Origin of the sequence: Streptomyces sp. 147326 (genome assembly GCF_045000215.1) — a bacterium.
Lineage (GTDB): Bacteria > Actinomycetota > Actinomycetes > Streptomycetales > Streptomycetaceae > Streptomyces.
In genome coordinates this window covers 23,781-47,528 of sequence record NZ_CP134201.1, presented here as the reverse complement: position 1 = coordinate 47,528, position 23,748 = coordinate 23,781, and the positions used below count along the sequence as shown (strand labels likewise).

Here is a 23,748-nt window from a genome sequence, read left to right as displayed (position 1 = left end):
ATGTGGGCGACCGCGCCGCGGCCCAGGTCCTGCTCACCCAGGTCAGCCGCGCACCACCTGCTGGCCCTGGTCTGGGCCGACGACGGATACACCGGCGGCCTCGTCGAGTACTGCCTCGCGGCCCTCGCCCTGGTCCTCGCCATCGTCAAACGCAGCGACGACATGCGCGGCTTCGTCGTGCTGCCCAAGCGTTGGATCGTCGAGCGGTTCTTCGCCCACCTGATGCGAAGTCGCCGTCTCGTGCGCGACTTCGAGCGTTCCATCACCAGCGCGGAGGCGATGGTCTACTGGTCGATGACGATGCTCATGACCCGCCGCGTTGCCCGGCCACGTCCTTCGCGAGCGTGAATCGGCCAGGTGCCGGCGACGCAGTCCTCAAGCCCGGAAAGACAACAACCTCTCAGGGTTTGCGGGCGTGGAGGATGTGCAGGCCTCGTTCGCCGGTGGCGTTGTGGCTGATCTCCAGGCCGGTGGCGTGGCATTGGGCGGTCAGCCAGGCGGTGCTGATGCGTAGCTTGGGATAGCTGCTGCTGTGCAGGGACCACGTGCCGTTGGTACGGGTGTGGAGCAGGTCGTGGACCATCACCGTGTGCTGGTCCACGTACTCCAGGAAGCAGGTCAGCAGCCGGTTTTCGTCGCTGCGCACGGGCAGGAAGCGGTCGGTGCCCTGGAGCGGGTGGCTGAGGTCACGGTAGGTGATGACCAGGTGGCCGCCGGGCGCCAGTGCGGTGGCGATGTCGCCGAGGAGGGCGCTTACGTCGCCCAGGGCGGGCAGGTGGGTGAGGGTGTCGCCCATGCAGAGCACGGCCGCTGCTGTCGCCGGGGCGGTGATGCGGGGGAGTACGGTGCGCAGGTCGGCGTTGAGCGGTCGGATCGGTGTGTGTTCCCCGGCGTGCAGGACGAGTTCGTCCAGAAGCTTTCCGCTGGTGTCGACGGCGGTGACGGGCCCGAAGCCGAGGCCGGCCAGGGCAAGGGACTGGGCGCCGGGCCCGCAGCCGAGGTCGACGGCATGCAGTGCTGAGCCCTCGCCGGGCAGCACGCCGAGGCCGCGCAGCAGTGCCGCCTGGCCCTCGGCGAGGGCGGTGATGTCTCCGCCGAGCATCCAGGTGTACTGGTCGGCGAGGAGGTCCTCGTAGTGGTCGGTCACGGTCGCCATGCGAACTCCCCTGTTGGTCGAGCGGCCCTTACTCCGGTGTTTCGGCTGGTGTGGCGGTGCGGACCCAGGTGGCGAGGTCGGCGAGGTGGATGTCGGTGCGGGCGGCGTCGAGTTCGGCGCCCAGGGCCGTCCGGTAGGTGGACGTGGCCGCCGCGTAGCGCTCGCGTCCGGCGTCGGTGATGACGGCGGTGACCGCCCGGCCGTCGCCGCCTCCCGGGGCCCGGCGGGCCAGTCCCTGCGCCTCCAGGCGGGCGATGAGCCGGGTCACCGAGCTGTCCTTCATCCCGATCCGCGCGGCGAGTTCACCCATCCGCAGACCGTCCGTGCTCTCGGGCCGGCTCAGCGCGCACATGGCCCGGTACTCGGACAGCGGCAGGCGGTGGTGTCGCTGCAGCACCTCGTCGAGGCGGCGTTCCATCAGATTCAGCAGCCGTACCGCGGTGCACCACCGGTCGTCCTCGGCGTCATCGGCCGGCCGCGGCAGGGCTGCGGGGGTCGGTTGTGCGGCTGTCGGGGGCGCGTCCACACGTCGCAAAATATCTGCTTGCTCATGCAACAATCAACCCCCACTTTCGGGTGAATCTGTTCTGGCAGCCGAAGAGTTGCTCAAAGAACGGCTCAAATCCGGCAGGAGATCGAAAGCGTGGTGTCACGATCAGTCGTTCGTCTCGAGGGAGTCTGCGCACGCGCGCCTGCCGCCGGGGGGTGGAAGCGGGTTCGCCGTTGTCCTGTTGATGCTGTCGACGGTTCTGGTCGGACTGATGGCGGGGCTGTTCTTCGCGTTCGACGTTTCGGTGATGCCGGGGCTGGCGGCCGGGGACGAGCGGACCTACGTCACCGCCATGCGTGCGTTCAACGCGGCCATCGACGGCAACCCGCTCTTCGGCATGGCCTTCGTGCTGGCTCTGCTGCTGGCTGCCGCTTCGGCGGTCGTCGAGTACCGCGCGGGCCGGCGTACCACCGCCCTGTGGGCGGGGGTGGCCGCCGCGGCGTATCTCGTCGTGCTGGTGATCACGTTCGCGGTGAACATTCCCCTCAACAACGAGCTCGCGGACGGCGGCGACGTCGCGCAGATGACCGACTTCACGGTCGTGGAGAGGTTCAAGTCGACGTGGGTCACCACGAACATCGTCCGTACGCTGTTGTGCACGACGGCGCTGGCCGCGCTCGCCCGAGCCCTGGTTCTCCACGGCCGCGCCACGCGCTGAGCGGTTACCGGCCGCCGGCAGGTCCCTGGTTCAGTCCGCCGTCCGGCCGCCGACGGGGATGCTCAGGCCGTCGGCGAGGGCGGTGAGGGTCGTCCCCAAAGGGAGCGCGACGCGGGTGGCGGCGTGCCGGTCGCCCCGGGTCGGGTCCCGGTTGACGATCAGTACGGGTTTTCCGGCCTGAGCTGCCTGGCGGACGAACCGGAGGCCGGACATCACCGTCAGCGAGGAGCCCAGGACCAGGAGTGAGGTCGCCGCATCGACCAGCGCGCGGCAGTGTTCGACCCGGCGCGGGGGAACGGTTTCGCCGAAGAACACCACGTCCGGTTTGAGGATGCCGCCGCACTGCAGGCAGGGCATGACGGTGAAGTCCGCGACCTGCTCGTCGGTGAGGTCGGCGTCACCGTCCGGATTCAGCCGGGCGGCCACCGGCTCGAAGCCCTCGTTGGCCTCTTCCAGCCTCCGGGCGAGTTCCCGGCGCGTACCGGAGGCGCCGCAGGAGAGGCAGACGACCCGGTTCAGGCTTCCGTGGAGTTCCACCACGTCCTCGCTGCCGGCGGCCTGGTGCAGGCCGTCGACGTTCTGGGTGATCACTGCCGAGAGCAGGCCGTGCCGCCCGAACGCGGTCACGGCCCGGTGTCCGGCGTTGGGCCGGGCGCGGCCGAAGGTGCGCCAGCCCAGGTGACTGCGTGCCCAGTAGCGGCGCCGGGCGTGTGCGCTGGTGGTGAATTCCTGGTAGGTCATCGGGGTGTGCCGGCGCAGGCTTCCGCCCTCGCCCCGGTAATCGGGGATGCCCGACTCCGTGGACAGGCCCGCCCCGCTGAGCACCAGCACGCCGCCGGTCCTCAGCGCGTCGGCGACCGGCTCCCGATCCGTGGTGCCCGGCCGCAGGTCCTCGGTGGGGGTCCAGCTCAGAGTGGGGCGCGTGCGCATGCAGCCAGCGTACGGAACGGGCCGGACACCCGCACAGGACCGTGCCCCCTGTGTGCCAAGTGCCGCTGATCATAGGCTCCTGCCGTCTGCGGGAGCCCGCGTAGGCTGGCGGGGCCTTTCGTATCCACTGCCGAACGGAGTCGCCGCCTTGCTCACCGCTCTCACCGGTGTCTACGGGGACCGGGCGGACGCCATCACCGTCGCCGGCCGCACCGCTTCCTACGAGGAGCTCCTCGGTGCGGCCCGCGCCGTCGCCGCTGACCTCGTCGGCAGTCACCCGCCCGCCTTCGCGGTGACGGCGACGGCATCGCTGGAAACGGTGGCCGCCGTCGTCGGCGGGCTCCTCGCCGGCGTCCCCTGCGTCCCGCTGCCGCCCGACGCGGGGCCCGTCGAACGCGGTCACATCCTGAACGATTCCGGAGCCCGCCTCATCGAGGTCGACTTCGCCCGCCGCTCCACGGCCACCCCCGTCCCCGCCGCTCCGCTGCGGGGGGCGGAGGATCCGGCGCTGATCCTCTACACCTCCGGCACCACCGGCGCCCCCAAGGGCGTGGTCCTCAGCAGTGCCGCGATCACCGCCGACCTCGACGCCCTCGCCGAGGCCTGGCAGTGGAACGCCGCCGACACCCTCGTTCACGGCCTGCCCCTGTTCCACGTTCACGGCCTGGTCCTCGGTGTCCTGGGCGCCCTGCGGACCGGCAGCCGCCTCGTGCACACCGGCCGCCCCACCCCCGACGCCTACGCCGCGGCGGGCGGCAGCCTGTACTTCGGGGTGCCCACCGTCTGGTCCCGCATCGCCGCCGACCCGCAGTCCGCCGCCGCCCTGTCCGGGGCCCGGCTGCTGGTGTCGGGCAGCGCGGCTCTGCCCGCGCCGGTCTTCCGTGACCTGGAGCGCCTGAGCGGGCACCGCACCGTCGAGCGGTACGGGATGACCGAGACCCTGATCACCGTCAGCGGCCGGGCGGGCGGCCACCTCCACCCGGGCACGGTGGGCACTCCGCTGCCCGGCATCACCACCCGCATCGCAGCCGAGGACGGCGCGGAGATCGGCGAACTCCAGCTCACCGGGCCCACGCTGTTCTCCGGCTACCTGAACCGGCCCGAGGCCACCGCCGCGGCCTACACTCCGGACGGCTGGTTCCGTACCGGCGACATCGCCGCCGTCGACGAGAGCGACGGCGTGCACCGCATCGTGGGCCGCGCCTCCACCGACATGATCAAGTCCGGCGGGTACCGGATCGGAGCGGGCGAGATCGAGAACGCCCTGCTGGACCACCCCCACGTCAGCGAGGCGGCCGTGGTCGGCGTCCCGGACGCGGACCTCGGCCAGCGCATCGTCGCCTTCGTCGTCGCCCAGCAGGTCACCGGTGCCGAGCTCACCGACTTCGTCGCCGCCCACCTTTCGGTCCACAAGAGGCCGCGCGAGGTCCGCTTCGTCACCGCCATCCCGCGCAACGCCATGGGCAAGCCGCAGAAGCGGCTGCTACTGACCGACGAGGGCCGGCCCCAACCCTAGGGGCCTTCACAAGAGGCTCCGCCGGACGTCGGCGTCTGTCCTGCTTCCCGGTGCCCGGCGGGCGCCCGCTGCGAACGGCGGGCCCGTGCCACCTCGGGCGCATCATCGGGCCGCCTCGGGCAACAAGGCTGCCATGACTACGCAATGCGGCACGGACGCGAGACGCGCACGGCTCCTGTGGCTCCTACCGGCCCAGGCCGCCGCGATGGTGGCGCTGGGCCTGTTCGTGACCGCCGTACCGGTGGGCCACCGGCTGCTGTCGACGGAGGACCGGGTCACGGACGCGCTCGCCGCGCACCGGACCCCGTGGGCGGGCTCCGCGTCGCAGTGGCTGTCCGTCGTGGCGTCCACGGAAGGCATCGTCGGGGTGACGCTGCTCTGCGTCATCTCCCTGCTCGTGCTGCCGCGCACCCCGCGCCGGGCCGACGCGGTCTTCCTGGGCGCGTCGGTCGCCGTGCAGTCGGCCATCTTCCTGGCCGTGACGATGTGTGTGGACCGCCCCCGCCCCGACGTGCCCCGCCTGGACGGCGCGCCGCCCACCTCCAGCTTCCCGTCCGGCCACGTCGGCGCCTCCGTGGCCCTGTACGGCGGGCTGGCCACGCTGGTGTGGACCCGCGTGCGCGGCCCGTGGCGGTACGTCGCGGCGGCGGTTCTGGTGCTGGTCCCGCCGGTGGTCGGGCTGTCCCGGATGTACCGGGGCATGCACCACCCCTCCGACGTGGCGGGCGGCCTGGTCAACGGCGTTGCCACTCTGCTCGTCGTGGGCTCGGTGTTCCTGTCCGGCCGCACCCGCGACACGGCGGGCGGTCCGGACGTGGTGCTCCCCGCCGTCGCCATCCCGGCCGGCCGTGGCGGATTCCGGCCGGACGGGCCCGTCAGCGGGACTGCCGACGGGAGCGTCGAAGGGAGCGTCGAGGGGCGTTCGGGCCGGCGGGCCGTCGTGGTCCGCCACCCGCACGGCTGCGGCGACGACCTGGCCGAGCGGGTGCGCCTCGGCCTCCACCGCCACGGGTACACCGACCAGCGGTGGACCTCCACCTCCGTCGAACGACCCTGCGGGACCCTGCCCGAGGAGTGCGCGGATCCCGGAGTCGACCTGGTCGTCGTCTGCGGCGGGGACGGCACGGTCCGCGCCTGCGCCGACGTGGTCGCCGGCACCGGCACACCGCTGGCGCTCGTGCCCTGCGGGACGGGCAACCTCCTCGCCCGCAACCTGGACCTCCCCTTGGATCCGCTCGCCGCCCTCGAAACGGCCCTCGCCGGCGGCGTCTTCCCGATCGACGTGGGACGGGTGTGGGGCGACGGCCTCCCGTCGACGCGGTTCACCGTGATGACGGGGGCCGGATTCGACGCCGCCACGGTCCGCGACACCTCGCCCGCGCTCAAGGCCCGTCTCGGCTGGGCTGCGTACGTACTGTCGGCCGCCCGCCACCTGCGCGACCCGGGCATGCGCCTGTCCCTCCGGGTGGACGGGGGCCGGGCGCGCCGACGCCGGGCGCGGATGGTCGTCGTCGGCAACGTCGGCGCGCTCCAGGGCGGACTCGAACTCCTGCCCCGGGCACGGCCGGACAGCGGACGCCTGGAGGTCGTGCTGTTCGACCCCCGTGGCGCGGCGGGCTGGCTCGCCGCGGCCGGACACCTGGCCGCCCGGCTCGTCCGCCGCACGGGCGCCCGCGCGCCGGACGCGTCGCCCCACGCGCCGACCGGCGGCCGGACCGGCGGCCGGACCGTGGCCGGAGGGGCCCTGGAGTACTTCAGCGCCCGCCGGATCGAGATCCGCTTCGCCGGCGTACAGGCCCGGGAAGTCGACGGCGACACCATGACGGAAGGCTCCCGGCTGTTCGCCGAGGTGGAACCGGGCACTCTGCGGATCTTCCTCCCCGGAGCCCCGGGAACCACTTCGCACCCCGCGCCACTGAACCCGTCCCGGCGCGCCGGGACCCCACACAGTCAGGAAGCCGATGGGAACCGCGAGCCGAGTGCCGCAAAGACGTGACGTGGTGGGCGAGGAACTGTCCGCGGACGAGGCCTGGTCCGCGCTGCGCCGCTACGGAGGCTGGAGCTTGGTCCGGGACTCCTTCGTGCGCTTTCGCTACGCGGACGGCTTCAGCCACTCCCGGGCCCTCGCCCTGCAGACCGTCCTGTCCATCGTGCCCCTGGCCATCGCCGCGATCGGCCTGTCCAGCGTCCTCCACACCGAGGGCATCGGGCGCGTGGCCGAGCTGACGATCGGGCGGATCACCAGCGGCCCCAGCCGGGAGGTGGTCGACGAGGCCCTGCGCGAGAGCCGCCGCCACGCCGGCGACGGCGGCCAGGCCGCCCTCTGGCTGGGCCTGCTCTTCTCCCTCGTCAACGTCACCACGAGCCTGTGCCAGGTCGAGCGCGGCGCCAACCGCATCTACGGCAACGAACGCGACCGGCCCTTCCTGCGCAAGTACGCCCGCGGGCTCGTGATGGCGGCGCTCGCGGGTCTTCCGCTGGGGCTCAGCTTCGTCCTCACCGTCCTCGGCGCCGACCTCATCCACGCCTTCGCCGAGGTCTACCACCTCGGGCCGGCCACCATCCGTACCTGCGACGTCCTGCGCTGGCCCGTCGGGATCCTGCTGGCCGTGCTCGCCACCAGCGCGATCTTCCGCCTGTCACCGCGCCGCGACCAGCCGGGGTACACCTGGCTCGCCTTCGGCGCCGTCGTCTACCTGGGACTGTGGATCACGGCGACGTGGGCGTTGAGCCTGTACGTCGGCGCCAACGGCACCTTCACCAGCGTGTACGGGCCTCTCAGCGCCCTCGTCTCGCTGCTGCTGTGGTCCTACCTGACCTCCCTGGCCCTGTTCCTCGGCCTCTCCTTCGCCGCCCAGCTGGAAGCCGTACGAGCCGGCGTGCGCCGACCGGTCGTACGGGACCCCGGAGTCTGACGCCCAACCGCACCGCCGACCGAACGACCCCGACCGAACGACCCGCCCGAACGCCCCCGACCGAAAGCCGCGTACCCATGGCACAGCGCCCGCCTCGCTCCCGACGCCGCACCGTCCGTGCGTTCCTGGCCGGATCCGCCGGGCCGGACGCGGCCTTCGGGACGAGACTCCTGCTGATGGTGACGGCGACGACCGCCGTGACCGTCCCGTTCGCACTGGCCCTGGTGCTCGTCGAATCCCGGTGGCCCCCGCTCTCCCGCCTCGACCGGGACACGGCCGAACGGCTCCACAGGGCCGCCCTCGAAGACCCGGCGCGGGTGCGGGTCCTGGGCTTCCTCACGGACGTGGTGTGGGACCCGGTGACCATGCGGCTCCTGGTGGCCGCCCTGGTGGTGTGGCTCCTGAGGCGTCGCGCGTGGCGCCTGGCGGCCTGGGCCGCCGTCACCGAGACGGCCGGCGCCCTCATGGGGTTCCTCACGAAGAACGTGGTGGAACGAGCGCGCCCGCACCTGCCCGACCCCGTCGCCCACGCGCCCGGGTTCTCCTTCCCCTCCGGGCACGCCATGACCGCCATGGTGTCCTGTGCCGTGCTCCTCCTGGTCCTGCTCCCGCTGGTGCCGCCCGCCTGGCGGCCCCTGCCCTGGGCGCTGGCGGTGACGAGCGTGCTCGGAGTCGGCTACACGCGCGTCGCGCTCGGCGTGCACTGGGTCAGCGACGTCATCGGGGGCTGGCTCCTCGGGCTCGTCGTGGTCACGGCCACGACGCTCGTCTTCGAAGCCTGGCGGGCCGACATCGGACGCCGCCGGACCGGCCTGGGGGAGGGGCTGGAGCCCGAGATCTCCGCGACCGAACCCGAGCCGGCCCTCGGGACGTCCGGTCGGCGCGGGCCCACGGACGGACCGAGCGGGCCCACGGACGGACCGAACGGATGACCGCGCGTCCGGAACCCACGGCGTCGCGAGGGAAGCGGGAACGGCCCGTCACGCGTCGGGGGACTCGCCGGTCTGCGAGCCCGGGTGACTCCTCCCGGCGTGCGGGGCGGGTGTCACCCGGGGCTGGAAGCAGGCGGTGATCGTCTTGCCGCCGTGGAAGGAATGGGCGTCCCAGGTGTCGGCGAGGGCGTCGATGATGGCGAGTCCCCGTCCGGAGGTCGCCTCGCGCGAAGGGTCGCGCGGGGCCGGCAGGTACGGGTCGCCGTCGGCGACGCTGACGTGCAGGCACCGGCCGTCCCAGGTGAGCACCAGCCCGGCGCTGCTGCCGGCGTGGACGTGGGCGTTGGTGACGAGCTCCGACACCGTCAGCAGGACGGAGTGGGCCGTGTCGGGCGCCTCCGTCGTCCACTCCAGGGCGTCCAGGTGTGCCGCGGTCCACCGGCGGGCCTCGCGCACCCCTCGGTGTACCGGGAAGGACGTGGCCCACCCCTTGGCACGCATGGACACTGCGCTCACCTCGCTTACGCTCTCGTGTGACGCGGGACCGGACCGGACGGGCCGGGACGCGGGACGTGTATCAGAACCGGCTCGCCCGGTGGCGGGCACGGTGCCCGCCCCTGCGCTGGACGAGCAGCAGGGCCAGCGCCATCGGCGCGATCAGCAGGACCATCGTCGTCATGGGAGTGCTCCTTCCCTCGTAGTCCGTTCCTCCTGCGCGTGTGGCCGCTATGGGGCCTCCGAAACCCCCGCGTTGTTCCGCCCCGGCTCCGCCTCGCCCGGCGTCCCGTGAGCGGCGAGCGAGCCGGCCACGGTATCGGCCATGGCACGGGCCATGCGCTGGTAGAACCGCCACAGGAAGGGGTCGCGGGGGCTGGGGGCGCCGAAGTAGCCCTGCGGCGTCACGCTGCGGGCGTGTTCGCCGCCCTTTCGCCATTCGGCCAGGTCCGCGGGCCCGAGGCCCGTCGGCTGAAGTCGGGTCATGGCGTCGTAGTCGACGAGCTCGGGGAACCAGCGCATCATCAGCGCGCTCTCGATCTCCTCGGCATGGACGCCGAGTTCACCGGTCAGTTCCAGGCCCTCGAACAGCGGCTGCATGGCGAACGTGGCCAGAGCGGGTGTCTTCGCCGCCTCGCCCAGGCGGTCGGCGATGAAGTCGGGCTCGATGAGGACGACTCCCGTGCTGCCCTCCTCGTGCCGGCGCGTGACGACGTCGAGGAGCATCCGATTGTGGGCGATGTCGCCCTGATGGTTGATCACGAAGATGTGCTGGAACCCGTCCGTGGCGAGGGATTCCATGATGTCGTGACGAACGCGCCGCGAGGATCGTTGCCGGGCTGCCCGCCGGCCGGGACGGCGTGCTGGACCCCGACGCCGTGGACCGTCTCCTGATCAGCGTGCACACCGAGCTCCAGCGGCTGAGCGAGGAAGTCCGGATCGGCGAACGCCTGGTCCAGCTCCTCGGCCCGCTCTTCACCGCGATCCGGGAAACCGACGGCAGGCGGGGCGGCCCGTACCGGCTGGTCGACGTCGGCTGCGGCCTGGGCTACCTCGTCCGCTGGCTGGCGGCCACCAACGCCCTGGGTGCGGATGTCGAGCTGATCGGCGTCGATCTCGATGCGGCGCTGGTCGGTGAAGCCGACCACCTCGCCCGCGCGGAGGGGCTGAACTGCCGCTTCGTCCACGGCAACGCCTTCGACCTGCCGCAGGCCGCCACCGTCTACGTCTCCACCGGCGTGCTGCACCACTTCCGCGGCCCCGACCTGGCCGAGTTCTTCCAGACCCAGGCCGCCTCACCGGCGCAGGCCTTCTGCCACTTCGACATCGCCGCGACCCGCCTGGCGCCCATCGGCGCCTGGATCTTCCACCGCGCCCGGATGCGCCACCCGCTCGGCCGCCACGACGGCGTCGTCTCCGCGCAGCGCGCACACAGCGACGAAACGCTGCTGTCGACCGCCGCCGCACCCGGTATCCGACCCCTGCTGTACGAGCCGCGCGGCGCGGCGAATCCGTTCTGCACCACCCTGCGCCCGGTCATCGGAGTGCGCCCGCACCTGGAAGCGCCGCTGCGCCGGGCCCTGGGACGCTCCGCCCGCCGCCTGGTCGGCCCCGAGCACCTCACCGAGGCCAGCCGGTGAGATCCACCCTGCCCCTCGTACCCCTCGCACTCCTTCTCCTGGGTCTGCTCGACGCGACGTTCAGCGGCTTCCGCGCCTACGCGGGCCGCGACGCCCGCATCCGCAAACACCGGGCCACCGCCCGGGCCGCCCTGCGCGGGCTGGCCCTCGGCACCGTCCTGCTGCTCGCACCCGCACTGACCGCCGCCGGCCTGCTGCTGACCGCATCCGACCGGGCTCGGACCCACCACACCCTGACCGCCGGAGGCATCGGCTACCTGCTCCCGCTCACCGCCTACGCCACCGCCGTGCTGCTCTCCCTCGCCGCGTACTTCCTCCTGCCGTTCCGCGCCAGCACCCTCGCCATGGTCATCGGCCTCGGCCCGCTGACCCTGCTGCGCCCGCTCGCCGTGGCCGTGGCCTGCCTCGGCGCGTTCCTGGGCGGCGGATGGCCCGCCCTGCTGGTCGGCGTGATCGCGGGCGCCGCCGTCCTCGGTGTGGAACCCGCGGTGCACCGGCGCTGGTACCGGCACGTGCTGTGACGCCCGGGCGGGTTCCCGGGCCCGTCCCCGCCGGGCCGGGTTCCCGGGCCCGTCCCCGCCGGGCCGGGCTTCGCGACGGCTCCTCGAAGGCCGGGGTTCCCTGCGAAGATCGGGAGATGGACGCCGCCCCTTCCGCCACCGCCCCTTCCTCCGCTTCCGCCGATGCCCGGTACCGGCGGGCCGTCGCCTTCCGGGCCCTGCACGAGGGCCCCGGCCCGTTCGTCGTGGCCAACCCGTGGGACGCGGGCAGCGCCCGCATCCTGACCGGGTTCGGCTTCCCGGCCCTCGCCACCACGGGCGCCGGCCTGGCCCACAGCCTCGGTCGGCCCGACGGCGCGGGCGCCCTCAGCCGCACCGAGATCCTCGACAACGCCCGCAGCATCGTGGAGGCCACCCACCTGCCCGTCACGGCCGACCTGGAGAGCGGCTTCGGCCGGACCCCTCAAGACGTGGCCGACACCATCCGGGCCGCCGCCGCGATCGGCCTGGTCGGCGCCTCGATCGAGGACTCCACCGGAGACGAGGAGGACCCCGTGCGCCCGCTGGCCGAAGCGGTGGAGCGGGTGGCCGCCGCCGTCGAGGCCGCCGAACGGCTCGACTTCCCCTTCACCGTCACCGCCCGCGCCGAGAACTTCTTCCACGGCCGGCCCGACCTCGACGACACCATCGCCCGCCTGAAGGCCTATCAGGAAGCCGGCGCCCACGTCCTGTACGCGCCGGCCCTGCCCGACGCCGACGCGATCCGCGCGGTCTGTTCCTCTCTGACCCGCCCGGTCAACGTCCTCATGGGCGGTGCCCTGAACCTGTCCGTGGCCGGCCTCGGCGCCCTCGGGGTGCGCCGCATCAGCACCGGCTCGGCCCTGTCCCGGGCCGCACTGGGCGCCCTGACGAGGGCGGCCCGCGAGATCATCGAGGCGGGCACCTTCGGCTTCGGCGCCGACGCCCTGCCCTACGCCGACGCCAACACCCTCCTCACCCCGCGGAACGCCCCCCACTGACCAACCCCGACACCCCAGCCCCAGCCCCGACAGCCACCCCGGCGTCCGCCACCTCATCCGGCCCCGCTCCGGCTTGCGCCTCCGGGCCTGTTTCCGGCCGGCCCTGGGCCCGGTAGCGACCGGGTGTGGTGCCGAACTCGCGGCTGAAGGCGTGCGAGAGGGCGTACGGGCTGCCGTAGCCGACCTGCCGCGCCACCGCGGCCAGCGGCTCCTCGGACTCGCGCAGCACCGCCGCGGCCAGACTCAGCCGCCACCAGGTCAGGTACGCCATCGGGGGCCGGCCCACCAGGGAGGTGAAACGCCGGGCCAGGGTGGGCCGGGACACCCCGGCCTGCGCCGCCAGACGCTCGTTGGTCCACGGCGCGGCCGGGTCCGCGTGCAGGGCCCGCAGCGCGGCGGCCGCCACCGGATCGCCCAGCACCGCCGGCCACGTCCCGCTCCCGCCCTCCGCCACCCAGGAGCGGATCATGTAGACGAGCAGCAGGTCGAGCAGGCCGGGCACCGCGATGCCGGAACCAGGCCGCTGCTCGCCCAGTTCACGGCCCAACAGGTCGATGGCAGAACGTAGTTCCGGCCGTGCCCCCACCCGGGAGGGCAGGTGCACGACCTGCGGCAGCTCCGCCATCAGCGGATGCGCCCGGCTACGGTCGAGCCGGTACTTGCCGCACAGCATCTCCACCACGCCATCACCGGCCCCCGCCCCAGCCGGCCCGCCGTGCGTGACGGTCCCCACTGCCCGCCCCGGTACACCTGTCGGGCGTACCGCGTCCCACTGGTCGAACCGCACCGCCCGCTCCCTCTCCCGCGCACCGGCCGGACGGTCGGCGATCACGTGGCCCGTCCCGTGCGGCAGCAGTACCGCGTCCCCCGCGCCCAGTGACAGGGGCGCACCATCGCCGTCGGGCAGCAGCCAGCAGCTGCCCTCCAGCACGATGTGGAACCCGGCGCCGTCGTACGGGTCGAGGCGGGCGCACCAACTCCCGTTCACCCGAACCCTCTGCGAGGAGGGCCGCCCGATCCGTACGGTCGAGATCGCATCGCTCACCACGTCCATCCCGTCACGCTACCGGGCCGCCGCCCCGCATGAGACGCCCGCGTATCGGTGTGAGCCGGGCGGGCATTGAGGAGCTCACCGGCTTCTTTCTAGGGTCGGGGCATGACGAATGAGAACAGACAGTCGATCTGGCTGGGCGATGTCGAGGTGATCCGGGTCCGCGAGTGGCAGGGCTTCTTCACCTCCGGCCGCGACTTGGTGCCGGACTCCGCCGGCGTGTGGGAGGACAACGCGGACTGGTTGGCCCCGGACCACTGGCAGCCGGAGCAGGACCAGGCGGTGATGGCCCTGCAGTCCTGGGTCCTGCGCAGCGCCGGACAGACCGTCCTGATCGACACCGGGGTCGGCAACGGCCGCGAACGCCCCCATACCCCGCATTTCCATCACTGGCAGACCGACTTCCTGTGCGCCCTCGCCGGCGCCGGCATCCACCCGGAGGACGTCGACGTCGTCGTCAACACCCACCTCCACGCCGATCACGTCGGCTGGAACACCCACGACGTGGGCGGAGAGTGGGTCCCGACGTTCCCCCGCGCCCGCTACCTCATCCCCGCGGCGGACGACTCCCACTTCGGGCCCGGCAACTTCCATGGGAAGGGCCGGAACCCGGACGACGGCCTGGTCTACGAGGACAGCATCGCGCCCGTGCACCGGGCCGGACAGGCGGTGCTGTGGGACGGCACCCACCGCATCGACGAACACCTCATCCTGGAGCCGGCCCCCGGCCACACCCCCGGCTCGTCCGTCCTGCGCCTGGCCTCCCAAGGCGAGCGGGCCGTGTTCGTCGGCGATCTCATGCACAGCCCGGTGCAGATCGCCCAGCCCTCCTGCAACAGCTGCTTCTGCCTGGACCCGGTACAGGCGGCGGCCAGCCGCCGCCGCGTTCTGCAACGGGCCGCGGACGAGCGGGAACTGGTCGTCCCCGCCCACTTCGCCGGCCCGGGCGCGCTGAACATCCGCGCGACCGCCGACACCTTCGCCCCCGCCCGCTGGGCCTCCTGGCCCCCTTCCCAGGAGACGGCCGCCCTCGTCTAGGTGTTGGTGGTGGCGAGGGCGGCTCTGTAGCCGCGAGGGGCCGGGAGGTCGGTGAGGGTCCAGCCGGGCGGGTGGGCGGGGGTGGGGTGGGTGCTGACGTAGGGGTGGGTGAGGCCTTGGGCGAGGCCGGTGCCGGTGGCTTTGAGGACGGCTTCCTTACGGGCCCACAGGCGGGCGAGAGCGATCTGGCGTTCTTCGATGACCAGGGCGTTCAGCTCGGCGGTCTCCGCCGGGTGCAGGGCGTCGATGACGTCGGCCACCGCCTGCGGGCTCGGGATCGCCTCGATGTCGACGCCGACGGGTTGTGCGGCGAGGGCCAGGTAGGCCATGTCACCGCTGTGGGAGAGGGAGAAGTGGAGGGCGGTGTCGGCTACGGCGGGACGGCCGTGCGGGCCGCCACAGCACGGGCAGTCCTCGCGGATCAGGCGTACGTCCTGCGGGGCCGGCCCCAGGCAGCTGCCGAGGAGGACGCGGAGTCCCAGGTGTGAGGCGAGGTAGCGGTGGCGATCGGCGGGCTGGACCATGCGTTCGGCCCGGGCGCGTTCGTCCGCGTCGAGCACCGTGCCCGCCTCCTGGACGGGGTATCCGCCGACGACGTCCGCCATGGTGTTCCAGGACCACACGGACACGGCCGCGCCCGTGGGGGGCGGTCCGGTCCGCGGTGTCTGGCTGCCGAGTTGGTTCACGTGCTCGATCACCTGACCGAGGGTAGTCCAGCCGGTCGGTCCGCGGTGTGCCGTACTGTTCCTCATGGCGCCGGTGGTGTGAGTACGGTCTGCGTATGCACTTGAACGCACTGGAGCAGCAGCGAGGGCACGTGCTGCTGATAGCGGGTGATGTGGCTGTGCGGCGGCGCACGGTGCAGCTGGCGCCGAGCGCGAACCTTGCTGCCCTGGCGATGGTGCCCGCCTCCGCACTGTTGGGCAGCGGGCTGCCCAGTGACACGGTCTGTCTCGACGGGGCGCGTGATCCGAACACGGTGCTGACGCGGCTGCGCACGGCTGCTGCCACGCCGGGCCCGTTGCTGGTCTATCTTTCGGGCCGTCTCACGGTGGACCGTCGGGGCCGGCGTCTGCATCTCGCGCTGGCCGGGACGACCGCGGCCTCGGTTCGCTATACCTCGCTGCCGTGGGAGTGGCTGGGCACCGAACTGCGTGCCCGCCCTGCCGGGATGACGACGGTTCTGCTCGATCTGGCCGCGGACAAGGAGGCCTGGCCGCTGCTGCAGGAGTACGGCAGTCTGCCGGCCCCGCCCTCGGTGGAGGTGTACGGGGTGATCTGCCCGCCGGCTTTCGCCCCGGCGGTGGGCGCCGCCGTGAGCGGATACACCCGGCACTGGATCGACCAGCTGCGCCGCGGCCCGGGCCGGCCCGGCAATGTCCAGCTGCATGCCCTCGCGGTCTCGGCCGCGGCGCTGCCCCCGGGGACCGTGGTCCTGCCGACCGCCCGCGAGCTCGGCATGCGTTCCGGCCCACAGCAGGAGCCCCACCTGCCCCACCAGCCCCAGCACCCCGTCCCCGTCCCCGCCTCCGAGCCGGCCGCCGGGGCGGACCTCGTGCCTGACCCCGCGCCCGTGTCCGGGCCGGGCCCCGTGCCGGACCCTGAGACGGGCGGGCCGGTTTCTGTTTCGGGTGGGGATCCGCGGCCTTACATTCATGAACTGGCCACGGCGGGCCGTCACGTGGAGGCGGCGACGCTCGCCCAGGCGTGGGAGGAGTACGTTCTGCAGTCCTGCGGGTACGCCTCTTTGGAGGCGACCGGGTGGGTGGAGATCCGTGCTGATCTGGCGCGGATGGCGGGTGATTTCCCGTTGGCGGCCCGGCTGTGGATCGGCGCCGGCCAGGCTCGCCTGGCCCGGCAGGGAGCCGATGCTCCGGAGGTGCATGCCGCGGCCGCCGGTGCTCTGTACTGCTGGGCTCAGGTCAGGGACCGCGCTCTGGCGCTGGAGTTCGGGCCCGGGCTGCTCGCTCTCCTGGGTGCTGTGCCGTTGGCGGATCCCCGTCACCTGCTCCTTGCCGAGCAGCGTCTGCAGGCGCTGCGCACCGCCGACCGCCCCCGCGCCCTTCAGAGGTAGTGCCCGGCACGGTCAGGGGTGGCGGGTGTGCCGGAAGCGGCTGCGGTATTCGGTCGGGGTGGTGTTCAGTTTCCGGCGGAACGCGCGGATCAGGGTGTCGGGGGTGTTGAAGCCGCATGCCGAGGCGACCCGTTCCAGAGTGTCGTCGGTGGACTCGAGCTGGTTGCGGGCCACCTCGACGCGGGCCGATTCGATGTAGGCGGCCGGGGTCATGCCCAGTTCGGTCTTGAAGATGCGGGTGAGCTGCCGTTCGCTGACGTGGGCGTGTCCGGCGAGGTCGGTGACGGTGAGCCGGCCGGTGATGTTGCCGGTGATGTAGTGGCGGAGGTCGTCCATGCGCCGCGTCGTGGAGACGGGCTCGATCGGGACGCTGAACTGGCTCTGTCCGCTGGGGCGCTTGAGGTACATCACCAGCTGCCGGGCGACGCGCAGCGCGACCGTCTCGCCGAAGTCCTCGGCGACCAGCGCCAGCGACAGGTCCAGGCACGCGGTGATCCCCGCTCCCGTCCACACGTCCTGGTCGCGGATGAAGATGGGGTCGGCGTCGACCTCGACCGCCGGGTGGTCGGCGGCGAGCTGCTGCGCGGTCGACCAGTGGGTGGTGGCGCGCTTGCCGTCCAGGAGCCCGGCGGCCGCCAGCAGATGTGCCCCCACGCACACCGACGCGATCCGCCGGGACCTGCCCGCCAGCTCCTTCACCCAGTGCACCACGGCCGGATCGGTGACGGCACGGACGCGGCCGAGGCCGTCGGCCTCGACCGAGCCGGGAACCATCAGGGTGTCGATGCTGCGTGCGGCCGCGTCGGCGAAGGTGAGGTCGGGCAGGATCCGTACCCCGGCGGAGGTGGTGACCGCCTCCATCGTCTCGGCGGCCAGCACCACGTGATAGCCCTCCGCGCTGCCGGTCTCCCGCCGCAGCAGGGAGAACACCTCCGGGGGACCGGTGACGTCGAGCAGGTCGACGCCGTCGAAGAGGAGCACGACGATCAACCGGTTCAGGCTGCTCACAGCGAAATCCGTCCAGTCGGAGGGGCGAGGTGAAGGCGGGGGAGGGCGGCCGACCCGGCGCCGGGGACCGCGGGCACGAGACCACACCGGTGTCGGTATCTGCAAGTTACGTGACATTGCCGCCATGTGGGTGCGGTTCGTAGCGTTGGCGGTGCGCCACCACGCGTGGCACACCCACCCCTTCCGGTACGTGATGCGAAAAGGTGCAGCATGCCTACGACGACCCTGCGCGAACTCAACGGCTTCGACCAGAGCCCGGCCGCCCTCGCCGGCGCGACCGTGGTCCTGATCGACTACCAGAACACCTACACCCGCGGCGTGATGGAGCTCGAGGGCTGGCAGGAGGCGCTGGACGCCGCCGCCGCGCTGCTGGCCCGGGCCCGCCAGGCGGGCGCGACCGTCGTCCACGTCATCAACGACGGCGGCGAGGGCACCCCCTACGACATCCGCGCCGAGATCGGCCGGATCCACCCCAGTTTGGCCCCCGCCGACGGCGAGGAGACCGTCGTCAAGACCACCCCCAACGCCTTCCACGAGACGAACCTGGACGAGGTGGTGGACAAGGCCGGCAACACCGACCTCGTCATCGCCGGATTCATGACCCACATGTGCGTGCAGTACACGGCGGCCGGCGCGTTCCTGCGCGGCAACCGGCCCACCGTCGTCGCGGACGCCTGCGCCACCCGCCCCCTGCGGGCCGCCGGCGTCGAGGTACCCGCCGCCCAGCTCCACCACGGCGCGCTCGCCACCGTCGAGGACCTGTGGGGCGTGGTCGTGCCGACCACCGCGGCGCTGGGCTGAGCCGCGACGGGCCGTCAGAACGCCGGGCCCGGGTCAGGTGCCCAGGCCGGCGCGGTTGCGGATCGTGGTGGCGGCCCGGGTGACGTCGGCCGCGATCGTGTCCTCGTCGAGGGTGGGACGCGGGCGATCCCGGCCGCCAGGCGGGCGTTGGAGGACGGGCAGTGCGCCATCCGGGTCGTGCCAGCGGTCGATGGCCGTTTCCATCGCGGCCAGGACCTCGTCGGTGGACTCCACACAGCTGTCCGGCGGCAGCCCGCCGTCCTTCTTCCCGCGGTCCATACCGCCCGGGTCAGATCGAAGCGGATGCCCAGCTCGCGCGCGGGGTGTTGACCAGGCCCGGGGTGACCAGGTGGCCGGTGGCGTCGATGCGGCGCACGACACCGGGCAGGCCGGTCGGGTCCGGGCCCGGCCCCACCGATGCGATCCGGTTGCCGTCGAAGACGACCTGGCCGCCGTCGATGACGGTGTCGGCCGCATCGACGGTGGCCGGTACGGCGTTCTCGATGACGATCCGCCCGGCGGGGACGCCACCGGTCAGGGGACGGCTCATGGCGGTGCTCCTCACGTACGTGATGGTCGTGCGGGTCCGCTCTCGGCTACGGCGTCCAGCCTTCGGCCGGGATGTTGACGGTGAACGCGCCGGCGCTGAAGGACAGGCCGAACGCGCAGACCAGGCCCTGGCCGCCGGCCCGCCGCACCGGTTCGGCGACCATCAGGGGTACGGAGCAGCCCAGCGTGTTGGCGTAGTCCCGCAGCACGTTGTAGGAGGCGGCGACCGCCGGGCTCGCGCGGTCGATCAGGAATCCCTCGCACAGGGCGTCGAGGATGCGGGTGGATCCGGTGTGCATGAAGAACACCGACGCCTGGGTCGGGTCGCCCAGAGTGCAGGAGGGGTCGTCCAGGACGGCGCCGATGGTCTGCTTGGCGTAGTGGGAGCCGCGCTCGGTGACATCGGGGCTGAGGGTGTAGAGGCGGCGTCCGTGGACGGCCTGGACCACGGGGATGTCGGAGCCGCCGTCGGGTACGGTCCCCAGTTCGGTGTCCTCCGGCACGTCGTTGGTCAGGTTCTTCACCGGCCCGAAGGAGGGGCCCTTGCCGTGGGCGGCGAACACCATCGCCACCGACGCGTCGGCGAACAGGAACGAGTGGAGGGCGTCCACGGTCGACTGCCGCTGTTCGGGTGCCACTTCGCTGAAGTGCCCGTAGCGGCCGGACAGCGGCGGCGACAGCGGGGTGATGGCCTCGGTGAACACGGCCAGGACCCGCTTGCGCGGGTTCACCGCCAGGTACCAGCGGCAGGTCTCGACGACCTTCGCCATGGCCGAGCACCCCATGTATTCGATGCTCAGGTTCGCCGCGTCGCGGGGAAGTTCGGGCATGCGGGCGATCACGTCGCACACCAGCGACGGCAGCAGCCGGCCCGGACTGGACGTCACGCCGAGGACCAGACCGATCTCGCCGGGATCGATGCCGGACTTGGCCAGCGCGGTGCGTGCGGACTGGGCGGCCAGGTCGGCGGTGGCGATCTCCAGCTTCGGCTCGGCGCCGCCGAACACGACGTCGGGGTAGTTGGAAAGGACGGAGTGCCGCTTGCCGATGCCCAGGCCGCCCACCATGTCCAGGAGACGGTCGGAGAACAACGGGCGTGCAGCGTCGAGGAGTTCGCCGGTCGTGAAGACGGGCTGCGGCAGTTGGGCGGCGACCGAGAGGAGGACCGGATCGGCCTCGGCGGGTGCGGGCATGGAAGTCACCTCAGCAGGCTGGCGGACGGGGTCACAGAACATCAGGCGGGCTTGGACGCGCAGATCACGCTGTGTGCGGGAATGGTGTCGGCGGGGAAGGCGGTGGTGTCCTGCTCGGTCACCGACGTCACGGTGAACCCGGCCTCCTCGATCCAGGCGACGTAGGCGGCCGTCTTCTGCGGACCGCCCTGCGCCATGGTGCAGCCCAGGAAGTACGCCGGGAAGAACTCCTCCACCCCACCCCCGCCCTGTTCGGGATAGACCAGGTGCATCGCGTACAGGATGCCGCCGGGCGGTAGCGCCTCGTAGGCGTTGCGCAGGATCCGCACCGCGTTCTGCCGGTCCCACATGTCCAGGAAGTGCTTGATCGTGATGACGTCGAACCCGGCGGGAACCGCGGCCAACGCGTCACCGCCGATGAACGCGCAGCGCTCCTCCAGGCCGGCCTCCTTGAAGGTGGCCAGGGCCGCGCTCTCCTTCTCCGGCAGGTCGAAGCAGGTGATGTGCAGGTCCTTGTCCGCGTGGTGGCGGTGGGCGAGGACCGCCCCCTGCCCGGTGTTGCCCGCCACGTCCAGCACCCGCGCACCGCGCGGGAAGTCGAGCCGGCCGAAGAGCCAGGGGTCGGCCAGAGCGGTCACCTGCGCCATGGCTTTCGCCCATGTCTCGTGCAGCGAGGGCAGGTTCAGCATGTTGGAGTAGAAGTTGCCCTCCACCCCGTACAGCTCCTTCAGGCCGACGGTCTCCCCGCTGCGCACGCTCTCGGTCAGGTGGTAGACCTGCCGCAGGCAGACCTCCTTGACCAGGCCGATCCAGGGCGTGATGCGGGCCAGGTCGCCGTCGTCCAGGAGCGCCAGTCCGGCCGGTGTGTACTGCCCGTTCTCGGAGCGGGCCACCAGCCCTTCCTTGACCGCGAGCTGGAGCAGCTGCTCGATGTTGTGGGCGGTGGTGGCGGTGACCGCGGCGAGCTGGGCGGCGTTCATGCCCTCCTCTCCCGCCGTTTCGAGCTGGGCGGGGATCCCGAGCTCGAAGATCGTCGCGATCGTCGCGAACCGGGTGGGGCCCACGATGATGTCTCGGAGCGTACGGAGTACGCCGTCCTTGGTGTGCCGGCTCACGCGCAGGTCCTCCTTCTTCACGTCAGGCCGCCACATCGGCAACAGCAGTGGTGGTGGGGCTGGGGGTGTGGCCGGCGGCCCGCTCGAGGGCGCCGCTGCGGATCAGGTCCACGACCGCCGCGATGTCGGCGTCCATCCGCCGGTCGGCGTCGACGAACGGCGCCACCGTCCGCACCAGGGCGTGGACGGCCTTCGTACGGGGCGCCATCTGCTCCACCCCGCGCAGCTCCACGGCCTGGCAGGCGGCGAGCAGATGGATGGCCGCGACCTCCTCGGACAGCTCGACGATGCGCCGGGCGTCGCGGGCCGCGATCGGCGCCATGGAGACCTTGTCCTGGTTGTGGGCCTCGGTGGAGCGGGAGAACACCGTCGCCGGCCCGGCGTGCTTGAGGGCCTCCGCGGTCAGCGCCGAGCAGGCGAGCTGCATCCCCTTGAAACCGTGGTGCAGGCCCGCCTCCCACTGGTCGTCCTCGGTGCGCGGGATGAGGTTGGGCGTCAGCCCGTTGTTGAACTTCTCGTCCACCAGCAGGGCGAGCTGGCGGTCCAGCAGGTCCGCCACCGAGGCGATGGCGACCTTCAAGGAGTCCATGGCCTGCACGACGTGCCCGGCGTAGAAGTTGCCTCCCGAATGCACCTGGCCGCTCTCCACGTCGAACAGCGGATTGTCGGTGGAGGCGTTGATCTCCGTCTCCATCCACTCCTCGGCCCACTGCAGGGTGTCGCGCAGCACGCCGACCACGTGCGGGGCACAGCGCAGCGAGTAACGGTCCTGGATGGACCGCTTGAGCCGGCCGTGCCCGGCACCGGCCAGCGGGTCGTTGAGGTCGACGACCTGGTCGTGGGGCAGGGACAGCTGGGAGTCGTCCAGCAGGGCGGACAGGGCCGCGGCGGAGGCGATCTGGCCGCGGTGCGGCCGGTTCTCGTGAATGAACGGCGTGTAGTGGCCGCGGTTGCCCAGCAGGGCCTCCGACGCGAGCGCCGTGCAGACCTCGGACAGGGCCGCTATCCGGGAGGCGTCACGCACCGCCAGGGTGGCGAACGCGGCCGAGAACGACGTGCCGTTGATCAGACCGAGACCGTCCTTGGCCTCGGGCACCACCGGCTCCAGCCCCAGCTCCCGCAGCACCTCACCGGCATCACGGCGCTCACCCTGGTGGGTGACCTCGCCCTCCCCGATCAGGGCCGCCGCGACGTAGCACAAGGGCACCAGGTCCCCGGACGCGCCGACCGAACCCCGCTCCGGGACCTGCGGCAGCACATCGTGGCGCAGCAGTTCCAGGAGCCGCTCCACCACCTGCGGCTGCACACCGGAGTTGCCGCGGGCCAGGCAGTTGGCGCGGATCAGCAGGGTGGCACGCACCACCTCGGCCGGGGCCAGCGGGCCCGTCCCGTTGAGGTGGTAGCGGATGAGGTTGCGCTGGAGCTCGGCAGCCTTGTTCGGGGCGATCTGATGGGTGACCGAGTCACCGAAGCCGGTCGTCACGCCGTAGATCGGCTGACCGGTCTCGATCAGGGTCTGCTTCAGTTCACGCGAGCGCCGCGACGCCTTCACCGCGGCGTCGCCATAGACGAGGGTGACGTCGCCACCACGGGCCACGGCTTCCACATCTGCCAGGGTCAGGGACTGGCCGTCAATGGTCACTTCAGTCATGTCACGGTCCTTCTGCCTAAAGCACGGTTGTGATAGACGAGACGAAAGAAAAGAGGGAGAGGCCTCCGGAACGTGGGCGCCGGCCGTTCCTTCCGGCCTGATTCGACCCTACGAACGGCATGCCCGTACGGGCCAATAGGCACTGGTTTTCACGGCGATAAGCAGCGCTGATCACCAGCCCCCGGATGTGACCCGTAGACTCGCCGCCATTGCGCACGGCCAACCGGACATCTCGATTTCCCGTGCCCCCGTAGCCTATTCCCCATTCCGTTTTCAACGCACGGGACCCGTACGGCCTTTCACTCCTAGTCCCGTCAGCTGTCCCTGCCAGCAAAGGAGATGCACGTATGCGCCCCGATGAGGTGACGGTGGCCGGCATCGGAGGTTCCACTCGTCCCGGATCGTCCACCGAGACCGCCCTGCGCGCGGTCCTGGCCGAAGTCGAACGGCTCGGCGCGCGCACCCTGTGCCTGAGCGCCGGCGACCTGGTGCTTCCCCCGTACGAATGGGGCGGTGTCCGCGGGCCCCGGCAGCGGCGGCTGGTGGAGACGATGGCCGACGCCACCGCCCTGGTGCTGGCCAGCCCCGCCTACCACGGCACGATGTCGGGACTGGTGAAGAACGTCCTCGACTACGCCGAGGACTTGAGCGACCGCCCCGACCCGTACTTCAGCGGTCGCCCGGTCGGGCTGCTCGCCGTGGCGCGCGGGGCGCAGGGCGCGGCGTCCGCGCTGGCCTCGCTGCGGTCGACCGTGCACGCACTGAGGGGCTGGCCGACACCGCTCGGGGTCACCGTGGACACCTCCCGCACCCGCTTCGGCGCCGACGGCCGCTGCCTGGACCCCCGTCTTCAGCACCACTTCGCAGTTCTCGCCGAACAGCTCGTCGGCTTCGCCCGCCACATCAGCGCAATACCGGGCCACGGGGCGGGAACCCAGCCCGCCCGCGCCTGAACCG

24 protein-coding genes and 1 pseudogene are annotated in these 23,748 nt (G+C 72.3%); 13 read left to right on the top strand and 12 right to left on the bottom strand.

What is annotated here, in order from left to right; translation table 11 throughout:
- Positions 1-348 carry a transposase gene (locus RIU97_RS00235; protein ID WP_404952671.1) on the top strand — a complete coding sequence of 116 codons (348 nt, stop codon included), beginning with the start codon at positions 1-3 and terminating at the stop codon, positions 346-348.
- 52 nt (positions 349-400) lie between these two features.
- Here the strand turns inward: RIU97_RS00235 and RIU97_RS00230 are convergent, their stop codons facing one another.
- Entirely contained in the window at positions 401-1,156 is a 756-nt protein-coding gene (locus tag RIU97_RS00230) for a class I SAM-dependent methyltransferase (RefSeq protein WP_404952670.1), read from the bottom strand.
- A 28-nt stretch (positions 1,157-1,184) separates the two neighbouring features.
- Positions 1,185-1,682 carry a MarR family winged helix-turn-helix transcriptional regulator gene (locus RIU97_RS00225; protein WP_404952669.1) on the bottom strand — a complete coding sequence of 166 codons (498 nt, stop codon included), beginning with the start codon at positions 1,680-1,682 and terminating at the stop codon, positions 1,185-1,187.
- 208 nt (positions 1,683-1,890) lie between these two features.
- On the opposite strand from RIU97_RS00225, the gene RIU97_RS00220 reads away from it, so the two are divergent.
- Positions 1,891-2,364 carry an anthrone oxygenase family protein gene (locus RIU97_RS00220; RefSeq protein WP_404952667.1) on the top strand — a complete coding sequence of 158 codons (474 nt, stop codon included), beginning with the start codon at positions 1,891-1,893 and terminating at the stop codon, positions 2,362-2,364.
- A 30-nt stretch (positions 2,365-2,394) separates the two neighbouring features.
- Here RIU97_RS00220 and RIU97_RS00215 read toward each other — a convergent pair whose 3' ends face one another.
- A complete protein-coding gene (locus RIU97_RS00215) occupies positions 2,395-3,294 on the bottom strand; it encodes an NAD-dependent protein deacetylase (RefSeq protein ID WP_404952666.1) in 900 nt (299 codons plus the stop codon).
- A gap of 148 nt (positions 3,295-3,442) precedes the next feature.
- On the opposite strand from RIU97_RS00215, the gene RIU97_RS00210 reads away from it, so the two are divergent.
- From RIU97_RS00210 to RIU97_RS00195, 4 genes are all read left to right on the top strand, one after another.
- Positions 3,443-4,810 (top strand): acyl-CoA synthetase, encoded by a 1,368-nt coding sequence (locus RIU97_RS00210; protein ID WP_404952665.1) that lies wholly within the window; start codon positions 3,443-3,445, stop codon positions 4,808-4,810.
- Between the two features lie 133 nt (positions 4,811-4,943).
- Positions 4,944-6,806 (top strand): diacylglycerol kinase family protein, encoded by a 1,863-nt coding sequence (locus tag RIU97_RS00205; protein WP_404952664.1) that lies wholly within the window; start codon positions 4,944-4,946, stop codon positions 6,804-6,806.
- Entirely contained in the window at positions 6,772-7,725 is a 954-nt protein-coding gene (locus RIU97_RS00200; RefSeq protein WP_404952662.1) for a YihY/virulence factor BrkB family protein, read from the top strand. Before RIU97_RS00205 ends, RIU97_RS00200 begins: the two co-directional genes overlap by 35 nt.
- A gap of 176 nt (positions 7,726-7,901) precedes the next feature.
- Positions 7,902-8,657: a phosphatase PAP2 family protein gene (locus RIU97_RS00195; RefSeq protein WP_404952661.1), complete on the top strand. Its 756-nt coding sequence runs from the start codon at positions 7,902-7,904 to the stop codon at positions 8,655-8,657.
- A 48-nt stretch (positions 8,658-8,705) separates the two neighbouring features.
- On the opposite strand, the gene RIU97_RS00190 is transcribed toward RIU97_RS00195, so the two are convergent.
- Both RIU97_RS00190 and RIU97_RS00185 read right to left on the bottom strand, forming a co-directional pair.
- Positions 8,706-9,158, bottom strand: coding sequence for an ATP-binding protein (locus RIU97_RS00190; protein ID WP_404962709.1), 453 nt, complete (start codon positions 9,156-9,158; stop codon positions 8,706-8,708).
- Between the two features lie 225 nt (positions 9,159-9,383).
- Positions 9,384-9,953, bottom strand: coding sequence for a creatininase family protein (locus tag RIU97_RS00185; protein ID WP_404952660.1), 570 nt, complete (start codon positions 9,951-9,953; stop codon positions 9,384-9,386).
- Between the two features lie 59 nt (positions 9,954-10,012).
- Between RIU97_RS00185 and RIU97_RS00180 the strand changes: the two genes are divergently transcribed.
- The 3 genes from RIU97_RS00180 (at position 10,013) to RIU97_RS00170 (ending at position 12,311) form a co-directional block, all read left to right on the top strand.
- On the top strand, positions 10,013-10,792 hold the full coding sequence (locus tag RIU97_RS00180; RefSeq protein WP_404952659.1) for a class I SAM-dependent methyltransferase: 780 nt from the start codon (positions 10,013-10,015) through the stop codon (positions 10,790-10,792).
- Entirely contained in the window at positions 10,789-11,313 is a 525-nt protein-coding gene (locus tag RIU97_RS00175; protein WP_404952658.1) for a hypothetical protein, read from the top strand. Before RIU97_RS00180 ends, RIU97_RS00175 begins: the two co-directional genes overlap by 4 nt.
- A gap of 116 nt (positions 11,314-11,429) precedes the next feature.
- Entirely contained in the window at positions 11,430-12,311 is an 882-nt protein-coding gene (locus RIU97_RS00170; protein WP_404952657.1) for an isocitrate lyase/phosphoenolpyruvate mutase family protein, read from the top strand.
- Here RIU97_RS00170 and RIU97_RS00165 read toward each other — a convergent pair.
- Positions 12,286-13,365 (bottom strand): AraC family transcriptional regulator, encoded by a 1,080-nt coding sequence (locus tag RIU97_RS00165; protein ID WP_404952656.1) that lies wholly within the window; start codon positions 13,363-13,365, stop codon positions 12,286-12,288. The genes RIU97_RS00170 and RIU97_RS00165 overlap by 26 nt on opposite strands.
- Before the next feature lie 102 nt (positions 13,366-13,467).
- On the opposite strand from RIU97_RS00165, the gene RIU97_RS00160 reads away from it, so the two are divergent.
- On the top strand, positions 13,468-14,400 hold the full coding sequence (locus RIU97_RS00160; protein ID WP_404952654.1) for an MBL fold metallo-hydrolase: 933 nt from the start codon (positions 13,468-13,470) through the stop codon (positions 14,398-14,400).
- Here the strand turns inward: RIU97_RS00160 and RIU97_RS00155 are convergent.
- Positions 14,397-15,098, bottom strand: coding sequence for a 4'-phosphopantetheinyl transferase family protein (locus RIU97_RS00155; protein ID WP_404952653.1), 702 nt, complete (start codon positions 15,096-15,098; stop codon positions 14,397-14,399). The two genes, RIU97_RS00160 and RIU97_RS00155, sit on opposite strands and share 4 nt — an antisense overlap.
- An 83-nt stretch (positions 15,099-15,181) precedes the next feature.
- Here RIU97_RS00155 and RIU97_RS00150 point away from each other — a divergent pair, with 83 nt between their 5' ends.
- Entirely contained in the window at positions 15,182-16,474 is a 1,293-nt protein-coding gene (locus tag RIU97_RS00150) for a hypothetical protein (protein ID WP_404952652.1), read from the top strand.
- A 12-nt stretch (positions 16,475-16,486) separates the two neighbouring features.
- Here RIU97_RS00150 and RIU97_RS00145 read toward each other — a convergent pair whose 3' ends face one another.
- Positions 16,487-17,482 (bottom strand): GlxA family transcriptional regulator, encoded by a 996-nt coding sequence (locus tag RIU97_RS00145; protein WP_404952651.1) that lies wholly within the window; start codon positions 17,480-17,482, stop codon positions 16,487-16,489.
- Positions 17,483-17,692: 210 nt separating this feature from the next.
- Here RIU97_RS00145 and RIU97_RS00140 point away from each other — a divergent pair, with 210 nt between their 5' ends.
- The gene (locus RIU97_RS00140; RefSeq protein ID WP_404952650.1) at positions 17,693-18,283 is read left to right on the top strand and encodes an isochorismatase family protein; all 591 of its coding nucleotides are present in this window, start codon (positions 17,693-17,695) and stop codon (positions 18,281-18,283) included.
- 174 nt (positions 18,284-18,457) lie between these two features.
- Here the strand turns inward: RIU97_RS00140 and RIU97_RS00135 are convergent.
- From RIU97_RS00135 to hutH, 4 genes and pseudogenes are all read right to left on the bottom strand, one after another.
- Positions 18,458-18,833, bottom strand: a pseudogene (locus RIU97_RS00135) (hypothetical protein); the annotation flags it as partial.
- A gap of 46 nt (positions 18,834-18,879) precedes the next feature.
- The gene (locus RIU97_RS00130; protein ID WP_404952649.1) at positions 18,880-20,025 is read right to left on the bottom strand and encodes a 3-oxoacyl-[acyl-carrier-protein] synthase III C-terminal domain-containing protein; all 1,146 of its coding nucleotides are present in this window, start codon (positions 20,023-20,025) and stop codon (positions 18,880-18,882) included.
- Positions 20,026-20,066: 41 nt separating this feature from the next.
- Positions 20,067-21,140 (bottom strand): methyltransferase, encoded by a 1,074-nt coding sequence (locus tag RIU97_RS00125; RefSeq protein ID WP_404952648.1) that lies wholly within the window; start codon positions 21,138-21,140, stop codon positions 20,067-20,069.
- 22 nt (positions 21,141-21,162) lie between these two features.
- Positions 21,163-22,791, bottom strand: coding sequence for a histidine ammonia-lyase (gene hutH, locus RIU97_RS00120; protein WP_404952647.1), 1,629 nt, complete (start codon positions 22,789-22,791; stop codon positions 21,163-21,165).
- Positions 22,792-23,138: 347 nt separating this feature from the next.
- On the opposite strand from hutH, the gene RIU97_RS00115 reads away from it, so the two are divergent.
- Positions 23,139-23,744: an NADPH-dependent FMN reductase gene (locus RIU97_RS00115; protein WP_404952646.1), complete on the top strand. Its 606-nt coding sequence runs from the start codon at positions 23,139-23,141 to the stop codon at positions 23,742-23,744.
- The last annotated feature ends 4 nt before the right edge of the window (positions 23,745-23,748 follow it).